At 68.9% G+C, this 25,914-nt stretch carries 17 protein-coding genes; 6 read left to right on the top strand and 11 right to left on the bottom strand.

Annotated elements, in window-relative coordinates; translation table 11 throughout:
• Window positions 1-301 precede the first annotated feature (301 nt).
• The gene (locus ACZ52C_RS15205; protein ID WP_469075154.1) at window positions 302-1,267 is read left to right on the top strand and encodes a glycoside hydrolase family 6 protein; all 966 of its coding nucleotides are present in this window, start codon (window positions 302-304) and stop codon (window positions 1,265-1,267) included.
• A gap of 70 nt (window positions 1,268-1,337) precedes the next feature.
• On the opposite strand, the gene ACZ52C_RS15200 is transcribed toward ACZ52C_RS15205, so the two are convergent.
• Window positions 1,338-1,550, bottom strand: coding sequence for a hypothetical protein (locus ACZ52C_RS15200; RefSeq protein ID WP_469075153.1), 213 nt, complete (start codon window positions 1,548-1,550; stop codon window positions 1,338-1,340).
• Window positions 1,551-1,690: 140 nt separating this feature from the next.
• Here ACZ52C_RS15200 and ACZ52C_RS15195 point away from each other — a divergent pair, with 140 nt between their 5' ends.
• Window positions 1,691-4,648: a helix-turn-helix domain-containing protein gene (locus ACZ52C_RS15195; protein ID WP_469075152.1), complete on the top strand. Its 2,958-nt coding sequence runs from the start codon at window positions 1,691-1,693 to the stop codon at window positions 4,646-4,648.
• A 48-nt stretch (window positions 4,649-4,696) separates the two neighbouring features.
• Here ACZ52C_RS15195 and ACZ52C_RS15190 read toward each other — a convergent pair whose 3' ends face one another.
• From ACZ52C_RS15190 to ACZ52C_RS15165, 6 genes are all read right to left on the bottom strand, one after another.
• Complete coding sequence (locus tag ACZ52C_RS15190; protein ID WP_469075151.1) at window positions 4,697-4,930, bottom strand: DUF397 domain-containing protein; 234 nt, start codon at window positions 4,928-4,930, stop codon at window positions 4,697-4,699.
• On the bottom strand, window positions 4,927-5,814 hold the full coding sequence (locus ACZ52C_RS15185) for a helix-turn-helix domain-containing protein (protein WP_469075150.1): 888 nt from the start codon (window positions 5,812-5,814) through the stop codon (window positions 4,927-4,929). The genes ACZ52C_RS15190 and ACZ52C_RS15185 overlap by 4 nt, the downstream gene beginning before the upstream one ends.
• A gap of 169 nt (window positions 5,815-5,983) precedes the next feature.
• A complete protein-coding gene (locus tag ACZ52C_RS15180; RefSeq protein WP_469075149.1) occupies window positions 5,984-6,868 on the bottom strand; it encodes an NlpC/P60 family protein in 885 nt (294 codons plus the stop codon).
• Between the two features lie 188 nt (window positions 6,869-7,056).
• Window positions 7,057-11,019, bottom strand: a complete 3,963-nt coding sequence (locus tag ACZ52C_RS15175) for an nSTAND1 domain-containing NTPase (RefSeq protein ID WP_469075344.1) — start codon at window positions 11,017-11,019, stop codon at window positions 7,057-7,059.
• 205 nt (window positions 11,020-11,224) lie between these two features.
• Complete coding sequence (locus ACZ52C_RS15170; protein ID WP_469075148.1) at window positions 11,225-11,686, bottom strand: hypothetical protein; 462 nt, start codon at window positions 11,684-11,686, stop codon at window positions 11,225-11,227.
• A gap of 116 nt (window positions 11,687-11,802) precedes the next feature.
• Window positions 11,803-12,729, bottom strand: a complete 927-nt coding sequence (locus ACZ52C_RS15165; protein ID WP_469075147.1) for a hypothetical protein — start codon at window positions 12,727-12,729, stop codon at window positions 11,803-11,805.
• A 394-nt stretch (window positions 12,730-13,123) separates the two neighbouring features.
• Between ACZ52C_RS15165 and ACZ52C_RS15160 the strand changes: the two genes are divergently transcribed.
• Window positions 13,124-14,494, top strand: coding sequence for a glycoside hydrolase family 43 protein (locus ACZ52C_RS15160; RefSeq protein WP_469075146.1), 1,371 nt, complete (start codon window positions 13,124-13,126; stop codon window positions 14,492-14,494).
• 158 nt (window positions 14,495-14,652) lie between these two features.
• Here the strand turns inward: ACZ52C_RS15160 and fusA are convergent, their stop codons facing one another.
• Entirely contained in the window at window positions 14,653-16,731 is a 2,079-nt protein-coding gene (fusA, locus tag ACZ52C_RS15155) for an elongation factor G (protein WP_469075145.1), read from the bottom strand.
• 690 nt (window positions 16,732-17,421) lie between these two features.
• On the opposite strand from fusA, the gene ACZ52C_RS15150 reads away from it, so the two are divergent.
• The 3 genes from ACZ52C_RS15150 to ACZ52C_RS15140 all read left to right on the top strand — a co-directional run bounded on the left by ACZ52C_RS15150 (window position 17,422) and on the right by ACZ52C_RS15140 (window position 19,800).
• Complete coding sequence (locus ACZ52C_RS15150; protein ID WP_469075144.1) at window positions 17,422-18,378, top strand: DNA-methyltransferase; 957 nt, start codon at window positions 17,422-17,424, stop codon at window positions 18,376-18,378.
• Between the two features lie 79 nt (window positions 18,379-18,457).
• Window positions 18,458-18,787 (top strand): hypothetical protein, encoded by a 330-nt coding sequence (locus ACZ52C_RS15145; RefSeq protein WP_285745989.1) that lies wholly within the window; start codon window positions 18,458-18,460, stop codon window positions 18,785-18,787.
• 176 nt (window positions 18,788-18,963) lie between these two features.
• A complete protein-coding gene (locus ACZ52C_RS15140; protein WP_469075143.1) occupies window positions 18,964-19,800 on the top strand; it encodes a DUF3846 domain-containing protein in 837 nt (278 codons plus the stop codon).
• Window positions 19,801-20,295: 495 nt separating this feature from the next.
• Here the strand turns inward: ACZ52C_RS15140 and ACZ52C_RS15135 are convergent, their stop codons facing one another.
• The 3 genes from ACZ52C_RS15135 to hsdR are packed head-to-tail and all read right to left on the bottom strand — an operon-like array spanning window position 20,296 to window position 25,809.
• Window positions 20,296-21,927, bottom strand: a complete 1,632-nt coding sequence (locus ACZ52C_RS15135) for a restriction endonuclease subunit S (RefSeq protein WP_469075142.1) — start codon at window positions 21,925-21,927, stop codon at window positions 20,296-20,298.
• A complete protein-coding gene (locus tag ACZ52C_RS15130; RefSeq protein ID WP_469075141.1) occupies window positions 21,917-23,359 on the bottom strand; it encodes an N-6 DNA methylase in 1,443 nt (480 codons plus the stop codon). Before ACZ52C_RS15130 ends, ACZ52C_RS15135 begins: the two co-directional genes overlap by 11 nt.
• Window positions 23,356-25,809, bottom strand: a complete 2,454-nt coding sequence (hsdR, locus tag ACZ52C_RS15125; RefSeq protein WP_469075140.1) for an EcoAI/FtnUII family type I restriction enzme subunit R — start codon at window positions 25,807-25,809, stop codon at window positions 23,356-23,358. Before hsdR ends, ACZ52C_RS15130 begins: the two co-directional genes overlap by 4 nt.
• Window positions 25,810-25,914 lie beyond the last annotated feature (105 nt).

Genomic DNA, 25,914 nt, shown 5'->3' with positions numbered 1-25,914 from the left:
GGGAGCGCTTCCGGTCACAGCGACCGTAGACCCTTGAACTCACCTTGTACAGAAGGAGGTTCACGCCTCGGCTCTTGACAGTTCTCCCAGCCGGCCACACGATACCGAGCACACCCCGAGGTTCGTGTGCGACTGGAAGCGCTTCCAACTGGGAGCGCTCCCATACCCCCTCGCCGGTCACCGGGATCGCCGTATCGCACCGCATCACACAGCACCGCACTGCACCGCACCGCACTTCCCAGCGCGTCGCACGCTCTGGACGAGAGCGCGACGCTCCCCGCCAGAAGACCGAGGTGATGTCATGCGCCGCAGAATCCGCGTCCTGATGGCAGCGCTCTGCGCCCTGCCGTTGGCGCTCACCGTCGCGCCGTCCGCCCATGCCGCCGACCCGACCAGCATGACCAGCGGGTTCTATGTGGACCCCGACAACAGCGCGAAGCGCTGGGTCGCCGCCAACCCCGGCGACGGCCGGGCGTCCGCGATCAACGCCTCCATCGCCAACACCCCGATGGCCCGCTGGTTCGGCGCGTGGAGCGGCTCGATCGGCACGGCCACGGGCTCGTTCACGGGCGCCGCGGACAGCCGGGACAAGCTGCCCGTCCTCGTCGCGTACAACATCTACAACCGCGACTACTGCGGCGGGCACTCCGCGGGCGGGGCCTCCTCGCCGTCCGCCTACGCGAGCTGGATCTCCCAGTTCGCCGGCGGCATCGGCAACCGCCCGGCCCTGGTGATCCTGGAGCCGGACTCCCTCGGGGACTACGGCTGCATGAACCAGGCGCAGATCGCCGAACGGCAGAGCATGCTCAGCGGCGCCCTCTCCCAGTTCAGCCGTCAGGCGCCCAACACCTGGGTCTACATGGACGCCGGCAACCCGGCCTGGACGGACGCGGCGACCATGGCCCGGCGGCTCCACGAGGCGGGGCTGCGGCAGGCCCACGGGTTCTCGCTGAACATCTCCAACTACCTCACCACGGCCGAGAACACCGCCTACGGCAACGCGGTCAACAGTCAACTCAGCGCCCGCTACGGCTACACCAAGCCGTTCGTGGTGGACACCAGCCGCAACGGCAACGGCTCCAACGGCCAGTGGTGCAACCCCTCGGGCCGCCGTATCGGACCCGCCACCCAGATGGGCGGCGGCGCCGAGATGCTGCTGTGGATCAAGGTGCCGGGCGAGTCGGACGGCAACTGCGGTGTGGGATCCGGCTCCTCGGCCGGTCAGTTCCTGCCCGAGGTCGCCTACAAGATGATCTACGGCTACTGACCACGGACGTCCGTGGCGCGAGCGGGGACCTCCAGGGCTGACCGCCGGGCACGTTGAAGGTGCCCGGCGGTCAGCCCGCCTTTCCCGTCAGGGCCGGTACCGCCGCCGCCAGGGCTGCGGCCAGGGTGAGTGTGGTCGTGAAGGTGATGGCGGCGCGGGTGAGCGCGGCAGCGTGGGAGGCATGGTCCCGGCGGGCGAGATAGCCGGCTGCGGCTGCGGAAAGGAGGGCGATCAAGATCACCTGAGCGCAGGCGAGCATGATCACGGCGTCGTGGTCCGACATGGTGTCAGTCCCCCAGTCGTTCTCGTCATTGTTGGCATCGTCGGTGCCGAATCTCGCGTCCTGGGTGTTCGCCGTGGTTCACCTGTCGATGATGAACACGGGCGAACAGCGGTACGGCGGCGGACTTCGGGGGGCACGGCGTGGGAGCGGGCGAGGTGCGGGACCCGGTGGCCCTGACGGAGCTGCGTGCCCGGTTGGAGGCCGGGCGCATCGCACGGGGCCTGAACCAGACCGAGTTGGCGCGCGCGGCCGGCCTGGGGCGTACGACGGTCAGTCAGGCCCTGAGCGCCACCGCGTCGGCTCCACCGTCCGCGGACACGGTGGGAGCACTGGCGCGGGTGCTGCGGCTGGACTTCTCCGTGCTGGCGGCTCTGCTGGACACGGCGCTCGGCCGGGGTCCGGCGGCTGTGGCGGAGCGCGAGTTGCCGGGGCGCCCGATCGCGCAGTGGGACCCGCACGACCTGGAGGTCCACCCCGCGGCCGCCGCCCCGGCGGCGGTCGTCGGCCCCCCGTTCGTCGGCCCCCCGGTCGTGGGCTCACCGGTCATGGACTCGCCGGTCATGGGTTCGCCGGTCGTGGGTCCGCCGGCCGTTGGTTCCCGGCGTGATGGGGCGGGAGGAGGCGTTCGGGACCGGGCGACGCCACTGCCCGGATATGTACGTCGTCCCCATGACGAGGAACTGGCGGCGGTGGTCCTGGCGGCCCGCGCCGGGCGCAGCGGCATGGCGGTGCTGGTCGGGCCGTCGTCGGCGGGGAAGACACGTGCCTGCTGGGAGTCGGTGCAGCCGCTGGCCGACCGGAAGTGGCGGCTGTGGCATCCGTTCGATCCGACGCGGGCGGAGGCGGCACTGGCGGACCTGGTGCGGGTGGCACCGCGCACGGTGGTGTGGTTGAACGAGGCTCAGCACTACTTCGGCGCCGCGGGTGTCGGTGAACGCATCGCCGCAGCCGTCCACAACCTGCTCAGCACCCCGGAGCGGGCTCCTGTGCTGGTCCTCGCGACACTGTGGCCGGAGTACGCGGACGTCTACACCGCCCTCCCCGAACCCGAGGCTCCGGACGCGCATCCACGGGCCCGTGAGCTGCTGGCTGGACGCCAGATCGTGCTGCCGGACCACTTCGACACCGACGCCACCGACCGGGCCAAGGCCCTCGCGGCAGCGGGCGATCGGCAACTCGCGCACGCCCTGGACCACATGAACAGCGGCCGACTGACGCAGTTCCTGGCCGGAGCGCCGGAACTGCTGCGCCGCCATGCCACCTCGTCGCCCTCGGCCCGAGCGCTGCTCGACGCGGCCGTGGACGCCCGGCGCCTCGGCGCAGGGCTCCACCTGCCGGCAGCCTTCCTCGGACAGGCGGCGGAGGACTATCTCAGCGATGACGAGTACGACGACCTCACCGACAACTGGCTGGAACAGGCCATCGCCGACACCACTCGCCCCGTGCACGGACGTCTCGCTCCCCTGCGCCGCGTCCGCCCGCGCCCCACCCGCCATGGTGCACCGGCGGCGAACGCGCACACCCTGTCCTACCGGCTGGCCGACTACCTCGAACAGCACGGACGCCACCGGCGTGCCCATCTGTGTCCACCAGAATCGTTCTGGCAGGCCGCTCACGACCATTTCGGGGCTGACGACCTCGGCAGGCTCGCTGCCGCTGCCCGTGTCCGTCACCGCCTCCGCTGGGCCGAGCGGCTGTACCGGCGGGCCGCGGACACGGGCAGCGCCACTGCCCTGCTCTGGCTGGCCCGCATGCGAGAGGACGCCGGTGACCGGCGGTCGGCGGAAGGGCTCGCCCGTCGAGCCGCCGACATCGGTGATTCCGCTTCCCTGCTCTGGCTCGCTCGCATGCGGGAACGGGAGGGGGATGCGCGGGAGGCCGAGCTGCTGTACCGGCGGGCCGCGGACGCCGACAGCGTCCCCGCCCTGATCCGGCTCGCCAGGATGCGGGACGAGCAGGGAGACCGGGAGGAAGCCGAGAAGATCGCCCGGCAAGCCGCCGACGCCGGAGACACCACCGCCCTGATCCGGCTCGCCGCGATGCGGGAGGAGGGCGACGAGGAACGGGCGGAACTGCTGTATCAGTACGCTGCGGCCGTCGGCGACGTCGGTGCCCTGCTGTGGCTCGCCGGGCTGCGTGAGCGGCGCGGGGACCGGGAAGGAGCCGAGCGGATCGCCCTGCGCGCGGCCGACGCGGGCCACCCCACTGCCCTGATGCGGCTCGCCGGGCTCCGGGAGACGGGCGGGGACCGGGAAGGAGCCGAGCGGATCGCCCTGCTCGCGGCCGACGCCGGTGACCCGGGTGTCCTGGCTCGGCTCGCCATGACGCGGGAGGGGAACGGGGAACGGCTGGAAGCCGAAAGGCTCCATCAGTGGGCCGCTGACGCGGGCGACCCTCTCGCTCTGCTCTGGCTCACCTTGCCGCGAAAGGAGGACGGCGACCGAGAGGGAGCCGAGGGGAGCGTCCCGCAGGCAGTGGACACGACCGACCCCGCTGCCTTGGTCCGACTCGCGGAACGGCGAGCGAGCACGGGCGACCGGGAAGGCGCCCAGCGCCTGTACGAACGGGCAGCGGACGCGGGCAACGTCCAGGCTCTGGTCCGTTTCGCGGGGATGCGAGAGCGGGACGGTGACCCGCAGGAGGTCGAACAGCTCTACCGACGGGCGGTGGACGCGGGCGCCACGAGTGTCCTGGGTCGACTCGCCGCACTGCGGGAGAGGGCCGGAGCCGTCGAGGAGGCCGCGGCGCTCTATCAGCGGGCCGCGGAAGCCGGTGACACCGGCGCCCTGCTCTGGCTGGCCAGAGCGCGAGAAGAGGACGGAGACCAGAAGGGGGCCGAGCTGTACGCCCGGCAGGCCGCAGTCGTCGGCGACGCGTCTGTCTGGCTCTGGCTCGCCGAAACCCGTGAGGAGAAGGGGGACCGGGAGGGGGCCGAGCGGATCGCCCGGCAGGCCGCGGACGCGGGCAGCGTCAACGTTCTGTTCTGGCTCGCGAAGATCCGGGACAGGACTCCCCCGGACAGAATCCCGGCGGGCGAAGCCACGAGCCTGTGGCCGTACGGTCTGGACGCCGACGGCGAACCCGCGAAGCGGTGGTAGGGCCGGTGCGGTGCGCACCCCCGACCGGGAGGCGCGCACCGCCGCGGCCTACGACGGGAAGCCCGCCCGCAGCGGACTCCCCTCGTGACCCGCGAACCCCGTGAAGCCGACGAACCCCACGAACCGCGACCATCCCGACCGTCCGACCGCGAAGTGGGGAAGGGTCACGTCCTTGGAGTCACGTACGCACACGAGTTGCGGGGTGACGGCGACTTCGACGCAGTCGTCACCCTGACTGCCGCTGTAGCTGGACTTGAACCACGCCAGTTCCGTCGTGTTCATAGGTCTGCTTCCCCTCGGAGTCGCTCCAGCAGAGCCCGCGAATCCTTGGCGTTGAGGGCCTGCGAGCGCAGTGTGTCATAGCGCTGCTGGAGCAGGCTCACCTCTTTCGCGTCGCAGATCAGACGGCCGTTCTGCTGCCCTTCCGAGTACGCGAGCCGCTGCCCCTTCGGCGTCTCCAACAGTCGCACCGGCCCGTCGAGGCACGCGTGCAACCCGGCTTCCAGCGGCACGATCTGGAGCGTCACATTGCGCGGTGCGCTCAGCTCCAGCACATGGTCGAACAGCCCGCGCATCCGCGCGTCGTCCCCGAACCGGCGGCGGAAGACATGCTCCTCGACGATGAAGCTGAAGGGCGTCGTCGGCCGCTCGACGAGCATCCGCTGCCGCTCCATGCGTCGGTCCATGAAGTTGTCCAGCTCGTCGTCCGGCGTGACCGGGACGGTCCCCTCGAAGACCGCCCGCGCGTAGTCCCTGGACTGCAACAGCCCCGGCACCAGCCTGCATTCGTAGGTGCACAGGCTCACCGCGACCCGCTCCAGCCGGGCCCACTGACGGAACCACGCCGCGAGGCCCACGTCCCCCCGCCCCCGCGTCACATACTGCGACGACCTCCGCAACGCCCCCGTGTTCCCGAGGAGTTCGTCGGCCCGCTCCACATACGTGGCGTCCGGCATCCGGCGGCCCTGCTCCACCGATTCCACCGTGTGCCTGGAGAAGCGGACGAGGTCCGCGAACTCGGCCCGGCTGTACCCCGCGTGCTCGCGCAGCGCCTGGGTCACCGCGCCCCAGGTCCGCAGGCTGTCCGACGGATCGGGCTCGCGGTCCACCACCGGCCCCTCGTCCACCGGCGTCTCGTCGTTGTCACCCATTCCGCCGCCCGTCATACGCGGCCACCTCCGGTCTTCGTGCGCTGTGGCCCCCATGCCCCGACGGCGTCCAGCGTGACGGGAAGATCGGCGTACTGTCCACAGAAAGTGCCCGTACGCTGACGCAGCGTACGGGCGGGTGCTCGCGCCGGTGGCCGACCCCCGTTCGGTCACCGGCGCGGATGCGTCAGGGGGCGGGGGGCACGTCGTCGCAGTTGGGTACGCCGTCCAGCCAGGCCGGGCCCTTGATGTAGATGTTGGTGACCCAGGCCCTGTAGTCGGGGAGGTAGGACCAGACGTCGTTCTCGTAGCCCTCCGCGTTCACCTTGTCCGCGTGCTTCTGGCAGTGGACGCGGATGGTGGTGGAGTACGGGAAGGCGTAGACACGTTCGGCGGCGAGGCGGGGCTCGGCCTTGGTCCAGACGTCGGTGCCCCAGGTCTGGTGGATGTGGCCGGTGACCGCGCCGGTGTTGACGCGGACGGCGCCGAAGTAGGTGCCGCCCAGACGGACGTCGCTCACCATCAGCTTGGTGCCGGACTGGCGGGCCTCGACCATCTTGCCCGCGCCGAGGTAGATGGCGATGTGGTGGAGGTCCCGCTTGGTCCCGTAGGCCAGCAGGTCGCCCGGGAGGAGCGGGTCCAGGCCCTGGGCGGCGGTGAAGCGGGCGGCGGCGCGGTGGGTGTAGTACTGCTGGCTCGCGAGGCCGTTGAGGATGTCGGAGCCGGTGGCCTGGGCGTACGCGTGGCGGACCAGGCCGGAGCAGTCGAACCCGCGCCGCTCGGGGTCGTGTTCGCTGGCCGGGTCGGTGGGGTCGACCTGCCCGTAGGTGGCGCCGGGCTGGGGCCCGTGGCCGCCGCCCCAGGTGTACCAGGTGCCGGCCGCGACCTCGGCGCAGGCGGCGGCGATCGCCCGCTCGGCGGCCGCGGAGGCACCGGGCGCGAGGGGGCGGCAGTCACCGGCGGCGGGTGCGGCCGGTGCTGCCTGTGCGGTGGCGGTCATGGCCGTCGGCGCCCAGAGCAGGACGGCCAGGAGTGTGATCAGTGTGCGGACGAGTCCGGTCCGGCTCACCATGCCGGGACCCCCGATTCCTGTTCGACGTGGATCATGCGGTGGTTGTGGTCGTGCGGTGTGGTCGTGCGGTGTGGTCGTGCAGCAGCTTGCCGTTCGGCGGCCTCGGCGTGGAGACGCGTGCGTCGCCCCATCCGATCGGGCAACCGGGAAACACCTGGGAAACCCCCTGTGAGCAGGGCAGTCGCCAGTCAGGAGCGGCCGCACGACGGCCGCGAGGAGACCGGCGTCCCCGGCAGCAGGCTGCCGCGTTCGGCGGGACCGAGCCCGGCGCTGAGGCGGCAGATCTTCTCCAGGCGCGCCCCGGGGTCGAGGTCCCACAGCCGTACCGTCCCGTCGGTGCTGCTGCTGGCCACCGTCCGCCCGTCGGGTGCGAAGTCCACGCCCCACACGGCGTCGGTGTGGCCGGCCAGGGTCGCCCACGGCTGCCGTGTGTCCATGTCCCACAGCCGTACCGTCCGGTCGTTGCCGCTGCTGGCGAGCATGCGGCCGTCCGGTGAGAAGGCGAGGCCCCGCGCCGAACCGGTGTGCCCCGTCAGCACGGTCCTGGAGCGCCGCGCGCGGACGTCCCACAGGCGTACGGCGCCGTCGTTGCCGCTGCTGGCGAGGGTGCGGCCGTCCGGGCTGAAGGCGACGCTCCGTACCGCGCCGGTGTGGCCGGTGAGTTCGGCCAGGTCCTGGTGCGAGGCGACGTCCCAGAGCCGTACGGTCAGGTCGTCGCCGGCGCTCGCCAGGGTGCGGCCGTCCGGGCTGAAGGCGACGGCGTTGGCGTAGTCCTCGTGTCCCGTGAGGACGGCGATGTCGCGGCGCGCGGCGATGTCCCACAGGCGGACCGTGCGGTCGGCGCCGGCCGAGGCGAGGGTCTTGCCGTCCGGCGCGAAGGCCACGGAGAAGACCTCCCCGGTGTGGCCGGTGAGCGTGGCCAGGAAGGCGCGCCGGTCCACGTCCCACAGGCGGATCGTGCCGTCGGAGCTCCCCGAGGCGAGGGTCTTGCCGTCGGGGGAGAACGCCACCGAGAAGACCGTCTCGGTGTGGCCGGTGAGTCTCTTGAGGAGACGGTGGCTCCGTACGTCCCAGAGCCGCACCGTGTGGTCGGTGTCGGCGGTGGCCAGCAGCTTCCCGTCGGGACTGTAGACCGTCTGCCAGACCTCCGTGAACGGACGCGCCGTCAGCACCGGTCCGCCCAGGTCCCACAGGACGACGGACTGGTCGAAGCCGGCCGTGGCCAGCCGGGTGCCGTCGGAGGTCACGGCGACCCCCATGACGTAGTCGGTGTGACCGGCGAGCACGGCGGTCTGCCGGCCGTCGCGCACGTCCCACAGCCGGGTCGTACCGTCACCGACCGCGCCGATCACCGCCGCGCCGTCCGGCGTGTAGGCGACGGCGTTGATGTCGTCGCTGCCGCCGGTGAACACCGCGGTCTGCTCCGCGTCGCGCACGTCCCACAGCCGTACGGTCCGGTCGATGCCGCCGGAGACCACCTGCCGTCCGTCCGGGGAGAACGCCGCGCCCAGCACCTCGTCGGTGTGCCCTTCGAGCACGTCGAGCCGCTCCGCGCGGTCGGTGTCCCACAGGCGTACGGTCCGGTCGGCGCCGGCGGAGACGAGTTTCGTGCCGTCGGGGGCGTACGCCAGCGCGTTGAGGGTGCCCTTGTGACCGGTGAGCGAGGCCGTGCGTCGGGGTGTGCGCCCCGTGCTCCAGAGTTCGACGGTCCCGTCGGCGGTCGCGACGGCGAGCGTACCGCCGCGCGGGTCGAAGGCCACCGCCCGGTCACCCTTGGTGCCGGCCGGGAGTGCGGCCGTCCGACGGCGGTCGCGGACGTCCCAGAGGGTCACGGGGCCGGCCGTCGAGGTGGCCGCGACCGTGCGGCCGTCGGGGCTGAAGGCGACCGAACGGACCCGGCCGGGGACGGTGAAGGTGGCGAGCGTCCCGCGGTCGCCGGTGGTGGCGCGCAGGGTGACGGTGCCGTCGGAGCTGGCTGTCGCCAAGGTGCGGTCGTCGGGGGCGAAGGCCACCGCGTTGACCGGGCCCCGGTAGCCGCCGAGCCGGGCGGAGAAGGGCTGGGCCTGGGTGCTCAGGAGGGCGCCGCGCGCCTCGACGGTGGTGTCGGCGCGGTAGGCCTCCTCCGCGAGCAGCATCGACGCCTCGGGCCGGCCCCCGGCGAGGGACGCGGACCGCACGGCGAGGGCCTGGGAGCGGGCGGCGCGCTCCTGGTCGAGGGCGCCCTCCCGCTGCTGGTAGGCGAGGCCGCCGGCGGTCACGGCGAGACCGAGCAGGACGACGAGCGTGGCGAGCAGGGACTGCCGCAGCCGGATCTGCCGTCCGGCCTGTCTGCGGCGGCCGTCCTCCTCCACCTGACTGGCCCTCAGAAAGGCCTGCTCGATGGGGCCGAGGCGGCTCCAGCCGTCGGACTCGTCGGCCCAGGCCCGTACGGTCTCCAGCCGGGTGCCCCGGTAGAGGGCGGACGGGTCGCGTCTCTCGCGCTCCCATTCGGCGGCGGCGTGGGCGAGTTGCTGGTGCAGGAGGAGGCCGGCGCGGTCGGCGTGGATCCAGTCGCGCAGCCGGGGCCAGGCGTGCAGCAGGGCCTCGTGGGTGATCTGGACCGTGTCGCTGTCCAGGGTGATGAGCCGGGCGCGGACGAAGGCGTCGAGCGCGGCGGCCGCGCCGTCGGCGTCGCCGAGCTGCTCTGTCAGAGCGGTCCTGCTGGTCCGGCGGCGGGTCGCGCCGGCGCCGTCCGCGACGACCACGAGCCGGGACAGGATGCGGCGGATCGTCCGCTGCTCGGCCGGGTACAGCCGGGCGAACACGTTCTCGGCGGTGCGGGCGATCGCTCCCTGGATGCCGCCGGCGCGCTCGTACCCGTCGACGGTGAGCGCGGAGTCCGTACGGCGCTGCCAGGTGGCGAGCAGTGCGTGGGAGACGAGCGGGAGCGCGCCGGACGGCGTCTCGTCGGCGCCGATCCCGGCGGGTTGCGCGGCGCCGATGCCGCCGGGCTGCGCGGCGCCGGTCCCCACGGCGTGCGCGGTGCCCCGGAGTGTCGCGTCCGGTGCGTCGCGCAGTCCGGCGTCCCGCAGTCCGGCGTCGCGCAGGAGGAGCGGGACCAGGCCGGGTTCGAGGGTGACGCCGGCGAGTTCGGCGGGCCGGGTGATGGACTCCCTCAGCTCCGCCACGGACATGGGCGCCAGGACGAAGAGTCCGTCGGTGAGGACCGGGGTCAGTTCGGGCAGGCCCAGACAGCTGCCGGTGAAGTCGGCGCGTACGCCGAGCACCACGACGGCCGGCGCGGTCGTGTCGTTCCCCGGTCCGGTGGTCGCGAGGGCACACAGCACGCGGACGAAGGCACGGCGTTCCTCGTGGTCGGGGCAGAGCGTGAACAGTTCCTCGAACTGGTCCACGATCAGGACGGGGCGCAGGGGCGGGGGTCTGCGGTCCCCCGGGGCCGGCGGCGCTTCGTCCGCCATCGCGCGTACGGCGGCGAGCAGGGCGGCGGGGTTCTCCCGCACCGCCTCCACGGTGACACCGAGGTCGCCGCCGACCGCCTTGGCGGTGCGCTCCAGCAGTTCGTCGAGGGGGCGTGAGGTGGGGGTGAGCAGGACCACCGGCCAGCGCTCGGCGCCCGGCATGGGGAAGGCGCCGCGTTTCAGGGCGGGTACGAGGCCGGCGTTGAGCAGGGACGACTTGCCCGCGCCGGACGGGGCGACCAGCATCAGCGGTCCGCTGCCGACCCGTTCGAAGATCCGCTCCACCAGGGCGGCCGTGGCGCGCTCCCGGCCGAAGAACCACTCCGCGTCCTGCGGGGTGAACGCCGACAGACCGCGATAGGGACACGTGGCGTCGGACTGCCGCGCCGCGCTCTCCCCCTCGGGTTGCCCGTCACGGGGCGGGGCCTGCTGCACGAGCCGTAACAACTCGCCGTCCGCGCCCAGCACATGGTCGCAGAGACGGGCGACGTCGACCGTGGCGCGTTTCGTACCGGTCTCGATCTTGCTGAGGTAGCCCTTGCTGTAGTGGGTCCGCCGGGCGAGATCGGTGAGCGACAGCCCGCGTTCATGCCGCAGTCGTCGCAGTTGCACGGGGAAGGACAGCGTGGTCGGCGCGTCCCGGTCTCGGTCGTTGCGATGGTCTGCGGCGTGTCCGTGCTGCGGGTCCCCCAAGGTGTCCCCCAAGGCAGGTGCGTCCCATGAGACGGCGGATGCCAAAGGTTACTGTCGGGGCGGTGAGGGCAGCCAAGCCTTTCACCCGGAGTGGCGAAAACACGAACGTCCAAAACCGCGGGCCGATGCGGTTCCGGACGTTCGCCGGCGGTGTCGGGTCAGCTCGGACCGGCCCCGGTGGTCACTTCCGGGGCGGGTGGACGGATCAGGTGAGGTTGGTCGCGCAGCCTCCGTTGACCCACTTGTGCGACCGGATGTTGTTGTCCGCCGAGCTGCCGTCGGAGAGGCGGTTGTCGGACAGGTTGTCGGCGTACAGCTCGCCGGGCTGGAGACAGGCGTGGCCGTCGCCGGAACCCTCGAGTTGACCCTGCCACTCGTAGAACTTGACGATCGCGAGGCTGCCGGTGTAGCCGCGGTTCATGACGGACGAGGCTCGGTCCCAGTTCCCGGAGCCCCAGTCGCCGGAGCTGTTGGGGGTGGCGATCAGCTGGGCGCCGGAGCAGTCGTAGCCGTCCCAGGCGTACATGTAGCCGTTGCGCGGCCCCCACTTGCTGTCACAGCCGGGGCCGGCGACGGCGCTGTCCGCCGCCTGCGAGGTGGCGGCGGGTACGACGACGCCCAGGGCGGCGAGCCCGAGAAGCGCTGCCGTCGCGGTGAACTTGCGCATGATGTTCCCCTCGTTTCGTTGGTCGTGCGTGGGTGTGGTGCTGCCGGTGACCGCGCGCCGGGGGTGGCCCGGTCTGCCGTCGTCGGCGGTCGGTACGCGTCCGGGACGCCCGGTGGTCAGTCGCGTTCCGGGACGATGCGCACCGCCCGGTCGTAGGCCTGCTGGGCGAGGGTCCGGTAGGTGTCGAGATCCTTGCCGAACCGGTCGCGCAGGCGGTCCTCGTAGTACGTCTCCCGGGCCGACGCCACGGCCCGCAGGGACGTCTCGCGGGCGCAGGTCGCGTCCGCCACGGCGGTCTTCCGCTCGGTGGCGAACGCCTCGTCGGCGCGTTCCTCGCCCAGCCTCGCGGTGTTGGCCCGGACGGCCTCACGGGCCGCCTGGGGGTCGTCGTAGGGCAGTCCGGCCTTCGTCATGCACCGGGACCAGGCCCCGAGTGCCGCGGTGAGCCGGCGGTCCTTCATCAGGTCCTCGCCGTACAGGGCGCTGAGTCCGGTGGCGACCTTGCTCGTGCGGAACCATTCGGCGGGGTCGCCGTAGAGCTTCTGCTCGGCCTCCTCCGTGCAGCCGCCGAGGCGTTTGCGGATCTCGCCGCTGCCCCCCGGCAGCGGCGCGGTGAGCGTGCGGACGTCGTCGCCGCCGTCGAGCGCGAGGTCGAACGCGGCTCGCCGGGACGGGGTGAGGTTCTGGCGGTAGGTACCGATGGGGTTGCTCGCCCGGGTCCTCTCGTTCTCGGCCTCGATGCGGCTGCCGTACCCGTACGCACGGGCCCAGGCCACGTCGTCCTGGACGTAACGCACCGGACGGCTCTCCTCCAGCGTCAGGCGGCGGTCCTCCCAGTAGGTGAACCCGTGGCGCTTCATGCACTGTGCCGTCAGGCGTTGTTCGGCGTCGCCGACGCGAACTTCCTGCTGCCAGGTCAGCGCCCGGGGGCGCGGGCCCGGCTCCTTCGGTGCCCGGCCGACGCCGTCACCGCCGGCGCATCCTGTCGTGGCGACCGCGGTGGCCGCCACCACCGCGCACAGAGACATGAGCACACGCCTCATGGGCCGATTCCCCCCGGTCTCGCACTGGGTCGTGGGTGCTGCGTGCTGACGGATCCAGAGTTGCCCCGCCGCTCGGGGCGGTCGACGGGTTTCCTGTTGCCCTCCCCCGGGGCACCGGGGAAACCACGCGTGACCTGGGGAAGCGCGAGGCGGGAGGCAACTCCCGAGCCGTGCGGCCGGTCGAACTCGCGCACGGCCACGTCACGGTGGAGTCATGGCGGACCCACCGCGACCCGCGAAGCGGAATCCCTTCTCGCACAAACCCTGGCGCAACCCATTGACGCGCACATGCCCCCCTCTTATCTTCTGACCGAAGTTCCGCACGATGTACGACATACCGAACAAAACAACATCCCCACGCCTCAGGGCAGTTCACGCAGAAATGGGACGAGCGTTGAACAGAACCCTCAGGGCGGTCCTCGCCCTCCTCACCTCGGTGGCCGCCCTCCTGGGGCTCACCACCGCCTTCGCCGGCGCGGCCGGAGCCGCCCACCCGCCGGCGGGACAGGCGACGCGGTACACCATGACCGCGTTCACCAACAGCAGCGAGTCGAACATGTACGTGTACGACTCGCCGGACGCGACCGGGTTCACCCTCCGCAAGGGCCCGGCGTACACCCCGCCCTCCGGCCTGATCCGTGACCCCAGCATCTTCAAGCACACGGACGGCTACTACTACCTGACCTACACCACCCGCACCTGGTCGGCGCTCTCCACCACCATCGGCTTCGCCCGTTCCACCGACCGCCTCAACTGGACCTTCCTCTACGACTACACGGTCCCGATCAGCGGTCTGCAACGCGCCTGGGCACCGGAGTGGTTCGTCGACACCAACGGCAGCGTCAACATCATCCTGTCGGCGTCGATCGCCGCCGAGGGCGAGTACATCTTCAAGCCGTACAAGCTGACGGCGACGAACTCCGCCCTCACCGCGTGGTCGGCGCCCACCCAGCTTTCCGGCATCGGCCCGAACTACATCGACACCTTCATCGTCAAGATCGGCTCCACCTACCACGCGTTCACCAAGAACGAGACGACGAAGTACATCGAGTACGGCACCGCCTCCAGCCTCACCGGCCCGTACACCATCACGAAGACGGGCAACTGGGCGGGCTTCGGCTCCGGCATGGAGGGCCCGGCGCTGGTCCAGCTCGACAACGGCGGCTGGCGGATCTACTACGACGCCTACGGCGCGGGGCAGTACTGGTACAGCGACAGCTACGACAACTTCGCCACCTGGTCCACCCCGACGCAGCTCCCGGGTCTCACCGGCTTCGTCCGCCATCTGACGGTCCTCAAGGAGACGGTGGCCGGCGGCGTCACCCTCCCCACCAACACCACCCGCTCCCTGCAGTCCGTCAACTTCCCGGCCCGCTACGCCGTCGCCCGCACCGACAACCTCGGCTACGTCGACCCGGTGAGCTCCTCCAGCACCACCGCCGTCAAGCAGAGCGCGACCTTCACCGTCGTGCCCGGCCTCGCCGACGCCAACTGCTACTCCTTCCGCAACTCCGCCGGCCGCTATCTGCGGCACTGGGACTACCGGATCCGCTTCGACACGGACGACGGCACGACCGTCTTCGACAAGGACGCGACGTACTGCGCCCGCCCGGGCACGACCTCCGGCTCGGTCCGCCTGGAGTCCTACAACTACCCGGGCCGCTACATCCGCCACTACAACTACGAGCTGCGCCTGGACCTCTACCAGGCCACGGACACCTTCCGCGCCGACAGCTCCTTCACAGCGGTGAGCCCCTGGGCCTGACGCCGAAGAGTTCCCCGCGCCCCGTCAGGGGCGCGGGGAACTGCGCGAGAAGCCCCACCGGACGGACGCCTGGGGGTCGAAGGGGCGCAGCCCCTTGAGGAAGGGACGGGTAGGGGCGGCGGGGGCGAGAAAACCCCCACGCACCCCCACCCACCGACTCACCCCTCACTCACCACCACACCCGGCGCCCGCACATACCCGGCCGGCCGAGCCGTGAACGTCCCCCGCCCCTGCGTCCGACTACGCAACCGCGTCGCATACCCGAACAGCTCCGCCAACGGCACGGTCGCGGTGACGACCACCGCCCCACCCCGCGCCACGGAGTCCGACACCCGCCCCCGCCGCGCGGCGAGATCCCCGAGCACCCCGCCCACCGCGTCCGCGGGCACGGTGACGGTGACATCGGCGACAGGCTCCAGAACTCCCATCACCCCGGCCCGCATGGCCTCCCGCAGCGCGAACCGTCCCGCCGTACGGAACGCCATCTCCGAGGAGTCCTTGGAGTGGGTCGCCCCGTCGACCAGCGTGACGGCGATCCCCGTCACCGGGTGCCCACCGAGCGGCCCCTCCGCAAGCGCGTCACGGCAGCCGGCCTCGACCGCGCGGACGTACTCCTGCGGCACCCGCCCGCCGACGACGGCCGAGCGGAACACGAAGCCCGTCGCGGCCCCGTCGCCCTCCGCCTCCAGCGGTGCCACGTCCAGCACGACATGCGCGAACTGCCCCGCCCCGCCGTCCTGTTTGACGTGCCGGTACACCAGCCCGGCCACGCCCCGGACGACGGTCTCGCGGTAGGCGACCCGAGGGCGGCCGACGGCCACGTCGAGCCCTTGGCTCTGCCGGACCTTCTCCACCGCCACCTCCAGATGCAGTTCGCCCATGCCGGACAGCAGGGTCTGCCCGGTCTCGGGGTCGGTCCGGACGACCAGCGAGGGGTCCTCCTCCGCGAGCCGTGCGAGAGCCGTGGCGAGCCGGTCGGTGTCGGTGCTACGGCGTGCCTCGACGGCCACCGACACCACCGGCTCGGCGACGGACGGCGGTTCGAGGAGCAGCGGCGCCGCCGGATCGCACAGCGTCGTCCCCGCACGGGCGGACTTCAGCCCGACCACCGCGACGATGTCCCCGGCCACGGCCCGCTCCAGTTCGGCGTGCCGGTCGGCCTGGACCCGCAGGATCCGGCCGATCCGCTCGGTGCGCCGTGTCCCGGCGTCCAGCACGGTGTCCCCCTTCCGGATCGTGCCCGAGTACAGCCTCACGTACGTCAACCGTCCCGTGGCCGTGGCGCTCACCTTGAACGCCAGGGCCGCGACCGGTGCCTCGGCCTCGGCGGCGCGCTCCTGCTCCGTACCGTCGTGCGTGCCGCGCACGGCCGGTACGTCCAGGGGCGACGGCAGATACGCCACCACCGCGTCGAGCAGCGGTTCGATACCGCGGTTGCGGTAGGCGGAGCCGCAGAGCACGACCACTCCCTCACCCGTGCGGGTGAGGTCGCGCAGCGCGGCAGCCAGGGTGCCCGCGGAGAGCGTGCCCTGCGCGCAGAACTCCTCCAGCGCCGCCGGATGCAGTTCCGCCACCGCCTCCTCCAGCCCTCGCCGTCGCCGCTCGGCCTCGTCCCGCAGGTCGTCGGGAACCGGGCCCTCCTCGGCCGCCTCGGAACCGTCCGCCCACACCAGCGCCCTCATGCGCAGCAGATCCACCACACCGACGAAGCCGTCCTCCGTACCGATCGGCGACTGCACCACCAGCGGGGCCGGATGGAGCCGCTGCCGGATCGACTCGACGGCCGTGTCCAGGTCGGCGCCCGCCCGGTCGAGCTTGTTGACGAAGGCGATGCGGGGCACGCCGTGCCGGTCGGCCTGCCGCCAGACCGACTCGCTCTGCGGCTCGACGCCCGCGACGGCGTCGAACACCGCGATCGCGCCGTCGAGCACCCTGAGCGAACGCTCCACCTCGTCGGCGAAGTCGACGTGGCCGGGGGTGTCGATCAGGTTGATCCGATGCCCGTCCCAGGCGCAGCTCACGGCCGCCGCGAAGATGGTGATCCCCCGGTCGCGCTCCTGGGGATCGAAGTCGGTGACGGTCGTCCCGTCGTGGACCTCGCCCCGCTTGTGCGTGGTCCCGGTGGCGTACAGGAACCGCTCGGTGACGGTGGTCTTGCCGGCGTCGACATGGGCGAGGATGCCCAGGTTGCGGACGGTGGTCAGAGCGTTGGCGATGGTGGTGACGTTGCTGCGCATGGCCCGTGGCCTTTCAGCTGAGCTGTCTCAGGGCAGCGCGATTCCCGTGCGAACGCGTCAGGCGTACGTCACGGACACCCGGTACCGGCCGCGCAGCGGGCACCGGACGGACGAGGACACGAGGATCACCTCGTACAGGGAACGGGGAACGACGACAGCGGTGCGCTCACACACGGCCGGCTCCCCTCGTCTCGTCGTTCGGTGGGGCGAGTCTAGAGAGATCGACGGGGCCGGGGCATCGTATTTTTCCCGGGCCCGGGCGACCCCGACGGCAACGAAAAACCCCACCGACCGGAAACGGTCGACGGGGTCGATTCGATCTATGTGATTGATCTATGTGGTTGATCTCTGTGGTTCTGTGGTGTCCCAAAGGGGACTCAACTTGAACCCTGTTCTCGCCAGGTACGTCCGCGAACACGCAGCTCAAGGCTAGAGCGGAACCCGTGGCTACGGCCACGGTATCGGTAACCACGGCCAGGGCCACGCGGCCCGGCCACGCCCCGGCGTCCTCACCGGGACGTCGGGGCACCCCTCAACAACTAAACAGAGAACACAACCATGCAGCCACCTACACAGCTAGGAGGTGATCTTCAAGGCGGCCCGCAGTCAGCGGACGCCACGAGTTTGCCCCGCAACACCATCCTCATCGGCGACGTCCGTGAGCGCCTGGTCGAACTATCAGCCGCGTCCGTGGACACCATCATCACCAGCCCGCCCTACTTCGGCGTCCGTGACTACGGCCATGAGCAGCAGCTCGGAGCCGAGCCCGACGTAGACGGTTGGGTGGACGGCATCCGTGACGCCGCCCGTGAACTGGCCCGTGTCCTCCGCCCGACTGGCTCTCTGTGGCTCAATCTGGGTGACAGCTACTCCCGCCGCCACGCCGAAGGCGCACCCATCAAGAGCTTGCTCCTCGGCCCTGCCCGAGTCGCCCTGGCCTTGATCCGCGACGGCTGGATACTCCGCAACCAAGTCATCTGGGCCAAGTCCAACCCCATGCCATCGTCGGTTGACGACCGGCTGACCACCACGCACGAGCTGATCTACTTTTTTACTCGCTCGCGCAACTACTACTTCGACCTTGACGCCATCCGGCAACCGCTCGTGTCCGGCAAACGCCAGAACCCCAGCGCCGCACCGCGTAGCTATCCGCCAGCCGGTATCGGGGCCACGAACCGTAGGGGCTGGAGCCTCAACGACAACAGCGGACTCTCCCGCCTGAAGGCCTCCGGCTTGTCTGGGCACCCCCTCGGCAAGAACCCCGGCGACGTCTGGACGCTGCCGACTGCCGGATTCCGGGGCGGCCACTTTGCCGCCTTTCCGCTGAGTCTCGCGGAACGTCCACTGCTGGCCACCTGCCCGGAACGAGTCTGCTCCGTATGCGGTGAGCCGTGGCACCGTGCCTTGGAACGCCGAGACGGCCGCTTGCTGGCTGTGGGCGATCTGGAGCCGACCTGCATGTGCGGCGCTGACAGCGCGCCCGGTGTCGTGCTTGACCCCTTCATGGGCACCGGTACGACGGCGTTGGCCGCCGAGAAGCACGGACGCGACTGGATCGGCATTGAGTTGAATCCCACGTACGCCGAGATGGCCGAACAGCGCCTTCGTGCTGAGCGCGCCAAGCGGCACCCGCGGAACACAGCCTGACACCTCCCCGGTGTCATGCGGCCGTCGTCGTCATCCCAACCAAGGGGATGGCCGGCCGCACCAAACCGAGGAGACTCCGATGTCGGAACCCCGTAACGGCGGCAGCGTGAAGACCCTGGGCATCAAGGTGCCCGACGCTCTGCACGCCCAGTTCGCCCTCGTCGCCCAGCTCGACGGCATCTCCCTGGGAGACGCGGCCATCCGCGCGGTCGAGCTGTACGTCACCACCAAGAAGGCGGAGCCCGACTTCGCCGCCCGCGCCAAGGCCGCGCTCGAAGCGATCGAGCGCGAGGCAGCCGCCAGGCGTGGCGCAATCCAGGGGCTGTTCGGGACGGAAGACCCGACGGCCGAGACGCCTGCGGAGACCACCACGTCGACGCGGCGTCGCAGCGGTGAGGCTTCCAAGTAAGGACGGACGCCCCTGCTAAACCCGGAGCGGAGCGGCGGTCACTTCGACCGCCCTCCGCTCCACATCTCACTTGCACATCAGACCGTTCCCCCTGGTCACGAGGGCGTGCGGCCTGGTGTGGAAACGGACCCGCCCACCAGGCAAAAGCCCATAGGGTCCAAAAGCGAGCGGCAACCTTGATTACCGTCATCGTCATACCCGTCGATCCGGGTCAACCGATCCGGCTCCAGCAGCTCGAACCCAGCGACGTCGACGCCTACCAGCAGATTGTGGGAGGCAACCTCCAGATCGTCGGTCTCGACCGGCCGCCGGCCGGGATGTACCTCAACGAGTCCGGCAAGCTGAACCGGATGCGCGTCAACCACCGGGCAACCACGCTCACGTGGGTGCACAACTCGGCGTTTCGGAATCACGACGTGATCGTGGGACCGGCGCTCATCGTCGGGCCGCCGAACCGTCACGGTGACGACACCTCGGCCCCGCAGGACCTCATCGACCTGCTGTTCAACACCAAGCGCTACCGAGTCCAGCTCTGGACCGGCGGTGATTCCCGTTGGACGAGCGACCCGGAAGTGTTCACCGACTGGACGGAGGCGTACCGCTACGCCTTGCAGCAGGTCGAGACGCAGGAAGGCGCTCAGGAAGTCCGAGTCGTCGCCGAGCTGGCCGAGGAACTGCGCGAGCAGTGGTTCAAGCTCGGCATCGAGAACCCGTGGATCAGTTCCGCGGACGACCCGCCGTTCACCCGAAACAGCTTCGTCGGCTGCTACAGCGTCGAAGAGCTGGAAGAGCGGATCGGACACGGCAACTGGGCCATCGGTACGACGTTCTATCACCGCGACCTGTGCTTCATCAATCAGGTCGAAGGCGGTGACGAATGGCTGACCATCCGGCACGGGATCGCGTTCGAGTCAATGACGCTGGAGCCGAGTATCGAGGAAGGCAGGTTCGCAAGGCTCATTCGTAGGCTCCTGACCGCAACAAGAGAGCAGTGTCAGGCGCTCACGTACTGAGCAAATGCCCGCCGCCCTGGCTCTACAATCCAGGGCGGCGGGTACAAAAACCCAAGCAAACCGCGTTGAGAGCCCCGAGGTTTCGCAAGTGCCCCTTTTAACTCGGTGGAACTTCACCTCGCCTCTCTAAGAGTAGAGAGCCCAGGTGAGGTGCCAGACTTCACGTATTTGACACGGGAGACGCCCTGGTGTGGGCATCTCAACGGAGTAAGGCCCCGCTCCTCATCTACAGGAGAAGACGCAGATGTTGACGTTGTTGGCCACAAGCGTCACGTAGGCCACGAGCACGGCAGAGAGGATAAGAGACAACCAATAATAGGGCCAGGTCTTGTCTTTCTTCGACATTAGAGGGCTCCATCGGATCGATGTCGCCTCGCCGCAGGTTTGCGGCGAGGCGGGCCGACCCGATAGCGACCGTCTGTCTCTGTGCGCTATAGATAGCAAAAGACAATGCATGGCTTCGGTCAATAGCAACCCGGCCAGCTTGAGGCTCGCTTACGCTGCCATTTCCGTACGCAACCTCCGCAGCAAGCCCATCAGCTCGTCAACGATTGCCACGATCCGGTCTTGCTCCTCGCGAGGCGGAAGCGGCACAGGAGCGCGCCTGATGACCTTCTGCGACACGTTCTTCATGGAACTGCTCGTGCCTGTCGCTTCCCGCTCATAGTGGGCACGAGCGGCAGGACCGAGATTCGTAAGGTTGAGGTAATCCGGGTTGCAGTCCTCCACTACAGACAGACGCAGCGTCTTGTCGCTCAACATGAGGTGATTGGGTGTATCTTTAACGATCACACTTCTGCCGACAAGCTCTGACGTGTTGGCGCGTGACAGGAGGAAGTCGCCTGACATCACTTCGAGGTGGGTCCTCGGAGCTTGACCCGGTCCAAGCGCCTTATTCTCGTCAGGTCGGAACTCTCCCCAAGAGCACGCGCTGACCTTGAGAACGCCCCACTCGTCGCCCTCCTTTGGCCTGGCTTGGGCGCTGGGGCTCCAGCCCGCTTCGATGCCGGTGAGGACCGCACCAAGCGGAACCCACTGCCAGCCTAGTGGCAAGGCATATGGCTCGTTGACTGGGTTTCCCTGGCCATCCACCAAATCCGGAGAGTCCAACGCCTCGTCTTCGGCGTTCCGCATAATGTCAGAAACGAGCCCGTCGCCAGGTCCGCTTTTTGTCAGCCGGCCGCTCACAGCCAGGGCGAGAATTGCCCCCTCCAAGGCACTGACGTCATCCGGCTGGCGGATCAGAGCTTCAAGGGCCTCCAGCGCAGCTGTTGAGTTGCCCGCGCCCAGGTCACGCAGGGCACGCCGACTCATAGTCCGGCGAGCCAACTCCTCTTCCGCACACTCGACTCCGGCACGGTCGAGCCGACTAAAAATTTCGTCCAGCCGCGCAGCGATGAGTTCTTGCTCATCCAACGGAGCGATAGGGATAACAAGACTTTTAACCTGCTTCCCATTGATCCCGATGTTCCCGGCGGTGGTTGCCGCAAGACCTTCGATCTGTCCACGGACGAAGCTTGAACTCATAACATGGCGGAGATATGCGTGCGATACAAGGATTGTTCGCAAGCAAATGAGTTTGTCCGGGTGCAGAATCGGGCCGCTAACCTCAGCCGGAACCTCCGACACCTTGCCGACGTAGTGAAGATTGCCGTTGAAGCGGCAGGCCAAGAGGTCACCAGGACGGACGAAGTAGGGAGCGGCTTGTTCCTCCTTCATAACCGCATATTTGTAGTCCGACAAGTCGACGAAGCCGTCAGGCCGAGAGGTCCCCGCGCTGATCCGAAGGAGCGGATAGCCGTCACCTGCATCGTTGGGGCTTGCCGAGGTACCGTTCCGGCAGTGCGCCAGGATGTCGCCGAGGCGCACATAGCGCCAGCCATCCGGAACAGGCGGTAGGTCGTCGCCGTTGAGCGCATCTACGCCGCCCTTGATGCCGAGCGACACCTTCTGGGCAGCAATCCGCCCGAGAAGATTATCCACTGACTCGTGCTGTTGGGTAGCACCAACAAGACCACCCGCTACCGCCAAGTCAACGATGATCTTCCTGATTGACTCCAGGCCGCCCGGCCGGTGCACCAAGACATCAAGGTTCGAACTCAGGACTTGAAGATCATCAGCGCTCATGGCCACCCATAGCCTCACGCAGCAGGTCGCGGATCTCCGCGAGAGTCTTGGTCACCGACTTTTGCTTCGAGTGGTACTCGCCGATCAATTCATCGAGCGAGGCCCGTTCAGCCAAGACGGCCCTAGGGTTCTTGATGTCGAGGTTGAAGTTACGTTCGCGGATCTCGTCGATCGTGACCCGCCATGCGCCGTCCGTCTCCTCTCGGTTCGGCCACCAGGAGCGCTCCGCCTCAAACTCGCTTGAGCGCATCGGTTTGCTCTTGTTGTATGCCTTGAGCCCAGCTGGCAGGCGGTGCTCGTGGTACCAAATTTCCTTGGTCGGCTCGCCCTTCGTGAAAAAGAGCAGGTTCGTGGCGATATTCGTGTAGGGCGCGAAGGCGCTGTTGGGAATCCGCACTACGGTGTGCAGGTTGCACTCCTCCAGCAACTGCTGCTTGATTCGAGTCTTAACGCCTTCGCCGAAGAGCGTGCCGTCCGGCAGGACGATCCCCGCGCGCCCTCCCGGCTTCAGCAGACGCATGATGAGCACCAGGAACAGATCCGCGGTCTCCCGTGTCCGTACCTTCTGCGGGAAGTTCTGCTCGACTCCGGGCTCCTCGATGCCACCGAAGGGCGGGTTGGTGACGATCACGTCCACGCGGTCCGCCGGGCCGTAGTCCCGGAGCGGTCTCGTCAAGGTATTGGCGCGGCGGATGGCGGTCGGGGCGTCGATGCCGTGCAAGATCATGTTCGTCAGGCAGAGCAGGTGGGGCAGCTGCTTCTTCTCGATGCCCCGCAACGAGGCCTGCAGGAGCGCTTCGTCGTCGGGCGTCTTCACCTGCCCCCGCAGGTGGTCGATGGTGTTGGCCAGGAAGCCGCCGGTGCCGCAGGCCGGGTCAAGCACGGTCTCGCCGAGCTGGGGGTTCACCATCTCGACGATGAACTGCGTCAGCGCCCTCGGCGTGTAGTACTCACCAGAATTACCCGCGCCCTGGAGATCCTTGAGGAGCTTCTCGTAGAGATCGTTGAACTGGTGCCGGTCAGCCCGGACGGTGAAGTCGATCGAGTTGATCTTGTTGATCACCTGGCGGAGCAGCGTGCCGCTCTTCATGTAGTTGTACGAGTCCTCGAAGGCCTCGCGCACGATCAGGGTCCGCGGGTTGGTGCCGCCGCTCAGCTTGCGCAGCGCCGGGAAGAGGTCGTTGTTGACGAAGTCATTGAGGCCGTCACCGGTAAGGCCTTCTTCGTCGGCGGCCCAGGCCCGCCACTGGTACTGCGCTGGGATCGCTGGCACGTAGCCGTCGGTCATCAGCTCCAGCTCCTGCTCGGTGTCGTCCAGGATCTTGAGGAAGATCATCCAGACGAGCTGGCTGAGGCGCTGCGCATCGCCGTCCACACCCTGGTCTTGCCGCATGACGTCTTGAATGGACTTGATGAGCGTGGATGAAATCACTGCGCCTCCTGGTACAACTGCTGCTCAAGGTCATGCACGGCCTTGAAATAGGTCTCGCGGGTTCCGAAGGATCGTATGAGCTCCATGGGTCCGCCCATCGAGCGGAAGGGCTCCACCCGTAGCACCCCGATGTCCTCCAACGAGCGCACGCCGGACTCGACGTACTTTTCGAGCAGCGCCTCCAACACGGAGCGCATCTGGCCCTGGTACTTGCCAAGGTAGCCGTTCGCGTGGACTGCTGCGGCCCGCTGCCGACGCTCGATCGGCTGACGTTCGTAGGCAACATCAAGCGCCATGTCGAATGGATCAAGCGCTAGGCCTGACTGTTCCACCAGGTCTTCCAGCGGTATGCCGGCGTCCACCAGCTCGTCGAGCAGAGCCGATCGCTGATCCGCAGCCGACCAGGCGCTCACAAAGGCGTCTGTAGTCGGGTATCGCTCCAGCAGGCCCCTGCGGACGAACTCCTTAAGGCTGGAGGTGAGCGGCTTGCCGTCAGTCCCGAGCATCTGCACCTGTTCGCCGATGATTGTCACGGCCTGGCCGCTGACCACGATCCGCTTGCGGCGGGCCTTGCGCGCATCCGGCCGCTCGACCCACTGGTCCGGCGCGTCCTCTTCCTCGCCCATGTCTTCGGTCTCGTCCACGTCGTCAAGCTCATCGACGGCGTCGCTCATGTCGCCGTCGGGCGGCAGCTCGTAGACCTTGACCGGATCGCCGTCGAAGTCCTTGTCGGCAAACAGCTTGGTGACGTTCTTGAAATCCATGATCACGAAGAACCACTTGTCGTAGTCCGTCCGTACCCGGGTACCGCGGCCGATCATCTGCTTGAAGTCGGTCATGCTCTCGACGCGGCTGTTGAGCACGATGAGCTTGCAGGTCTGGGCGTCCACGCCGGTCGCGAGGAGCTTGGATGTCGTCGCGATGACGGGGTACTGCATCTCGGGGTCGATGAAGTTGTCGAGTTCCTGCTTGCCCTGCTGGTCGTCGCCGGTGATCTGCATGACGTAGCGGGAGTCCTTGCGGACCTCATCGGCGTTGAGGTTGGCCAGTATCCGGCGCATGCGGTTGGCGTGTGGGATGTCCTGGCAGAAGACGATCACCTTGGCGTAGCGATCCGTGCTCTTCAGGTACTCGGTGATCCGCTCGGCAACTCGCTTGTCACGCTCCGGGAAGACGATCGAGTCATCGATGTCCTCGCCGGTGTAGTGCCGGTCGGGAATCAAGTTGCCCGCGTCGTCACGCTGCCCCTCCTCAGGGCGCCAGCCGAAGGTGTCGACGTCAAGCGCCGTGCGGATGACCTTGTACGGGGCCAGGAAGCCGTCGTCGATGCCCTGCTTGAGGGAGTAGATGTAGAGCGGATCGCCGAAGTAGTCGATGTTGCTGACGGTCTTCGTCTCCTTGGGCGTGGCCGTCATGCCGAGCTGGATGGCCGAGTCGAAGTACTGCAGGATGCCCCGCCAGGCGCTGTCCTCACGGGCGCTGCCCCGGTGGCACTCGTCGACGATGATCAGGTCGAAGAAGTCAGGCGAGAACTGCTTGTAGACGTTGTCGATCTCCTCGGTACCGGTCACCGCCTGGTACAGGGAGAGGTACAGCTCGAAGCTTTTATCAACGACCTTGCTGCCCGCGCCCTCCGGGTCGTCGGCGTTCGCCACCTTGGAGATGGTGCCGCGCGAGGCGCTGAGCTTGGCCATGCGCCCCTTGAACATGGCGAAGTCGTTCATCATGGTCTGGTCGATCAGGATGTTGCGGTCGGCCAGGAACAGCACGCGGGCCTGGCCCTTGTCCGGGTTGATCGTCCGGAAGGACTCCATGAAGCGCCAGATGATCTGCGCGGCGGTGTAGGTCTTACCCGTCCCCGTGGCCATGACCAGCAACAGCCGGCGCTGTCCCTTCGCGATCGCTTCGAGCGTCCGGTTGATCGCGATGCGCTGGTAGTAGCGCGGCCGGCGTCCAGACCCATCGTCATGGAACTGACCTGCAATCACCGGCTCGTTGGCGTCCTCGATGCCCTTCCACTGCTTGTACAGCTGGTAGAGGGCTTTGGGAGAGGGGAACTGCTCCAGCGGGATCTCGACCTCGATTTCTGGCCGGATGCCGGTGCGGTCGTGCCACACGAACGAGTCACCGTTGCTAGTGAAGACCGAGGGTACGTCAAGCTGCTCAGCATACTCGATCGCCTGCTGCATTCCGTCGCCCGGCTCGTGGTTGTTGTCCTTGGCCTCGACCACGGCGATCGGGAGGTTGGGACGCCATTCCAGCAGATAGTCGACCTTCTTGGGCTTCTTGCGCACACCCTTCTTGCCGACCACCTGGATGCGTCCAGCCGAGAAGTAGTAGTACTCCTCGCGGAGCGACGTCAGGGGCCAACCGGCGGTACTCAGGGCAGGCGTGATGTACCGGGTACGGATCTCGGTCTCGGTCAGCTGGGACTTGTCTGAATCGCTCACGGGGAGATTCTACGGACCACCACTGACAGTCACGAGGATGGCGCACGACCCGGCGTCCTGGGTGCGCCGTGGAGCCAGACCGGCGGTGCACATCCCTGGCGGCCG

The sequence above is a fragment of the Streptomyces sp. NPDC034049 genome, assembly GCF_055575575.1.
Note: the sequence above shows the minus strand (reverse complement) of the source record. Positions and strands in the feature narration are given on the sequence as shown.

What these genes read in the sequence shown, in the direction of transcription:
- ACZ52C_RS15205 (WP_469075154.1), top strand. Translation starts at nt 302, where the DNA reads ATGCGCCGCAGAATCCGCGTCCTGATGGCAGCGCTCTGCGCCCTGCCG.
- ACZ52C_RS15200 (WP_469075153.1), bottom strand. Translation starts at nt 1,550, where the DNA reads ATGTCGGACCACGACGCCGTGATCATGCTCGCCTGCGCTCAGGTGATC.
- ACZ52C_RS15190 (WP_469075151.1), bottom strand. Translation starts at nt 4,930, where the DNA reads ATGAACACGACGGAACTGGCGTGGTTCAAGTCCAGCTACAGCGGCAGT.
- ACZ52C_RS15185 (WP_469075150.1), bottom strand. Translation starts at nt 5,814, where the DNA reads ATGACGGGCGGCGGAATGGGTGACAACGACGAGACGCCGGTGGACGAG.
- ACZ52C_RS15180 (WP_469075149.1), bottom strand. Translation starts at nt 6,868, where the DNA reads ATGGTGAGCCGGACCGGACTCGTCCGCACACTGATCACACTCCTGGCC.
- ACZ52C_RS15170 (WP_469075148.1), bottom strand. Translation starts at nt 11,686, where the DNA reads ATGCGCAAGTTCACCGCGACGGCAGCGCTTCTCGGGCTCGCCGCCCTG.
- ACZ52C_RS15165 (WP_469075147.1), bottom strand. Translation starts at nt 12,729, where the DNA reads ATGAGGCGTGTGCTCATGTCTCTGTGCGCGGTGGTGGCGGCCACCGCG.
- fusA (WP_469075145.1), bottom strand. Translation starts at nt 16,731, where the DNA reads ATGCGCAGCAACGTCACCACCATCGCCAACGCTCTGACCACCGTCCGC.
- ACZ52C_RS15145 (WP_285745989.1), top strand. Translation starts at nt 18,458, where the DNA reads ATGTCGGAACCCCGTAACGGCGGCAGCGTGAAGACCCTGGGCATCAAG.
- ACZ52C_RS15135 (WP_469075142.1), bottom strand. Translation starts at nt 21,927, where the DNA reads ATGAGCGCTGATGATCTTCAAGTCCTGAGTTCGAACCTTGATGTCTTG.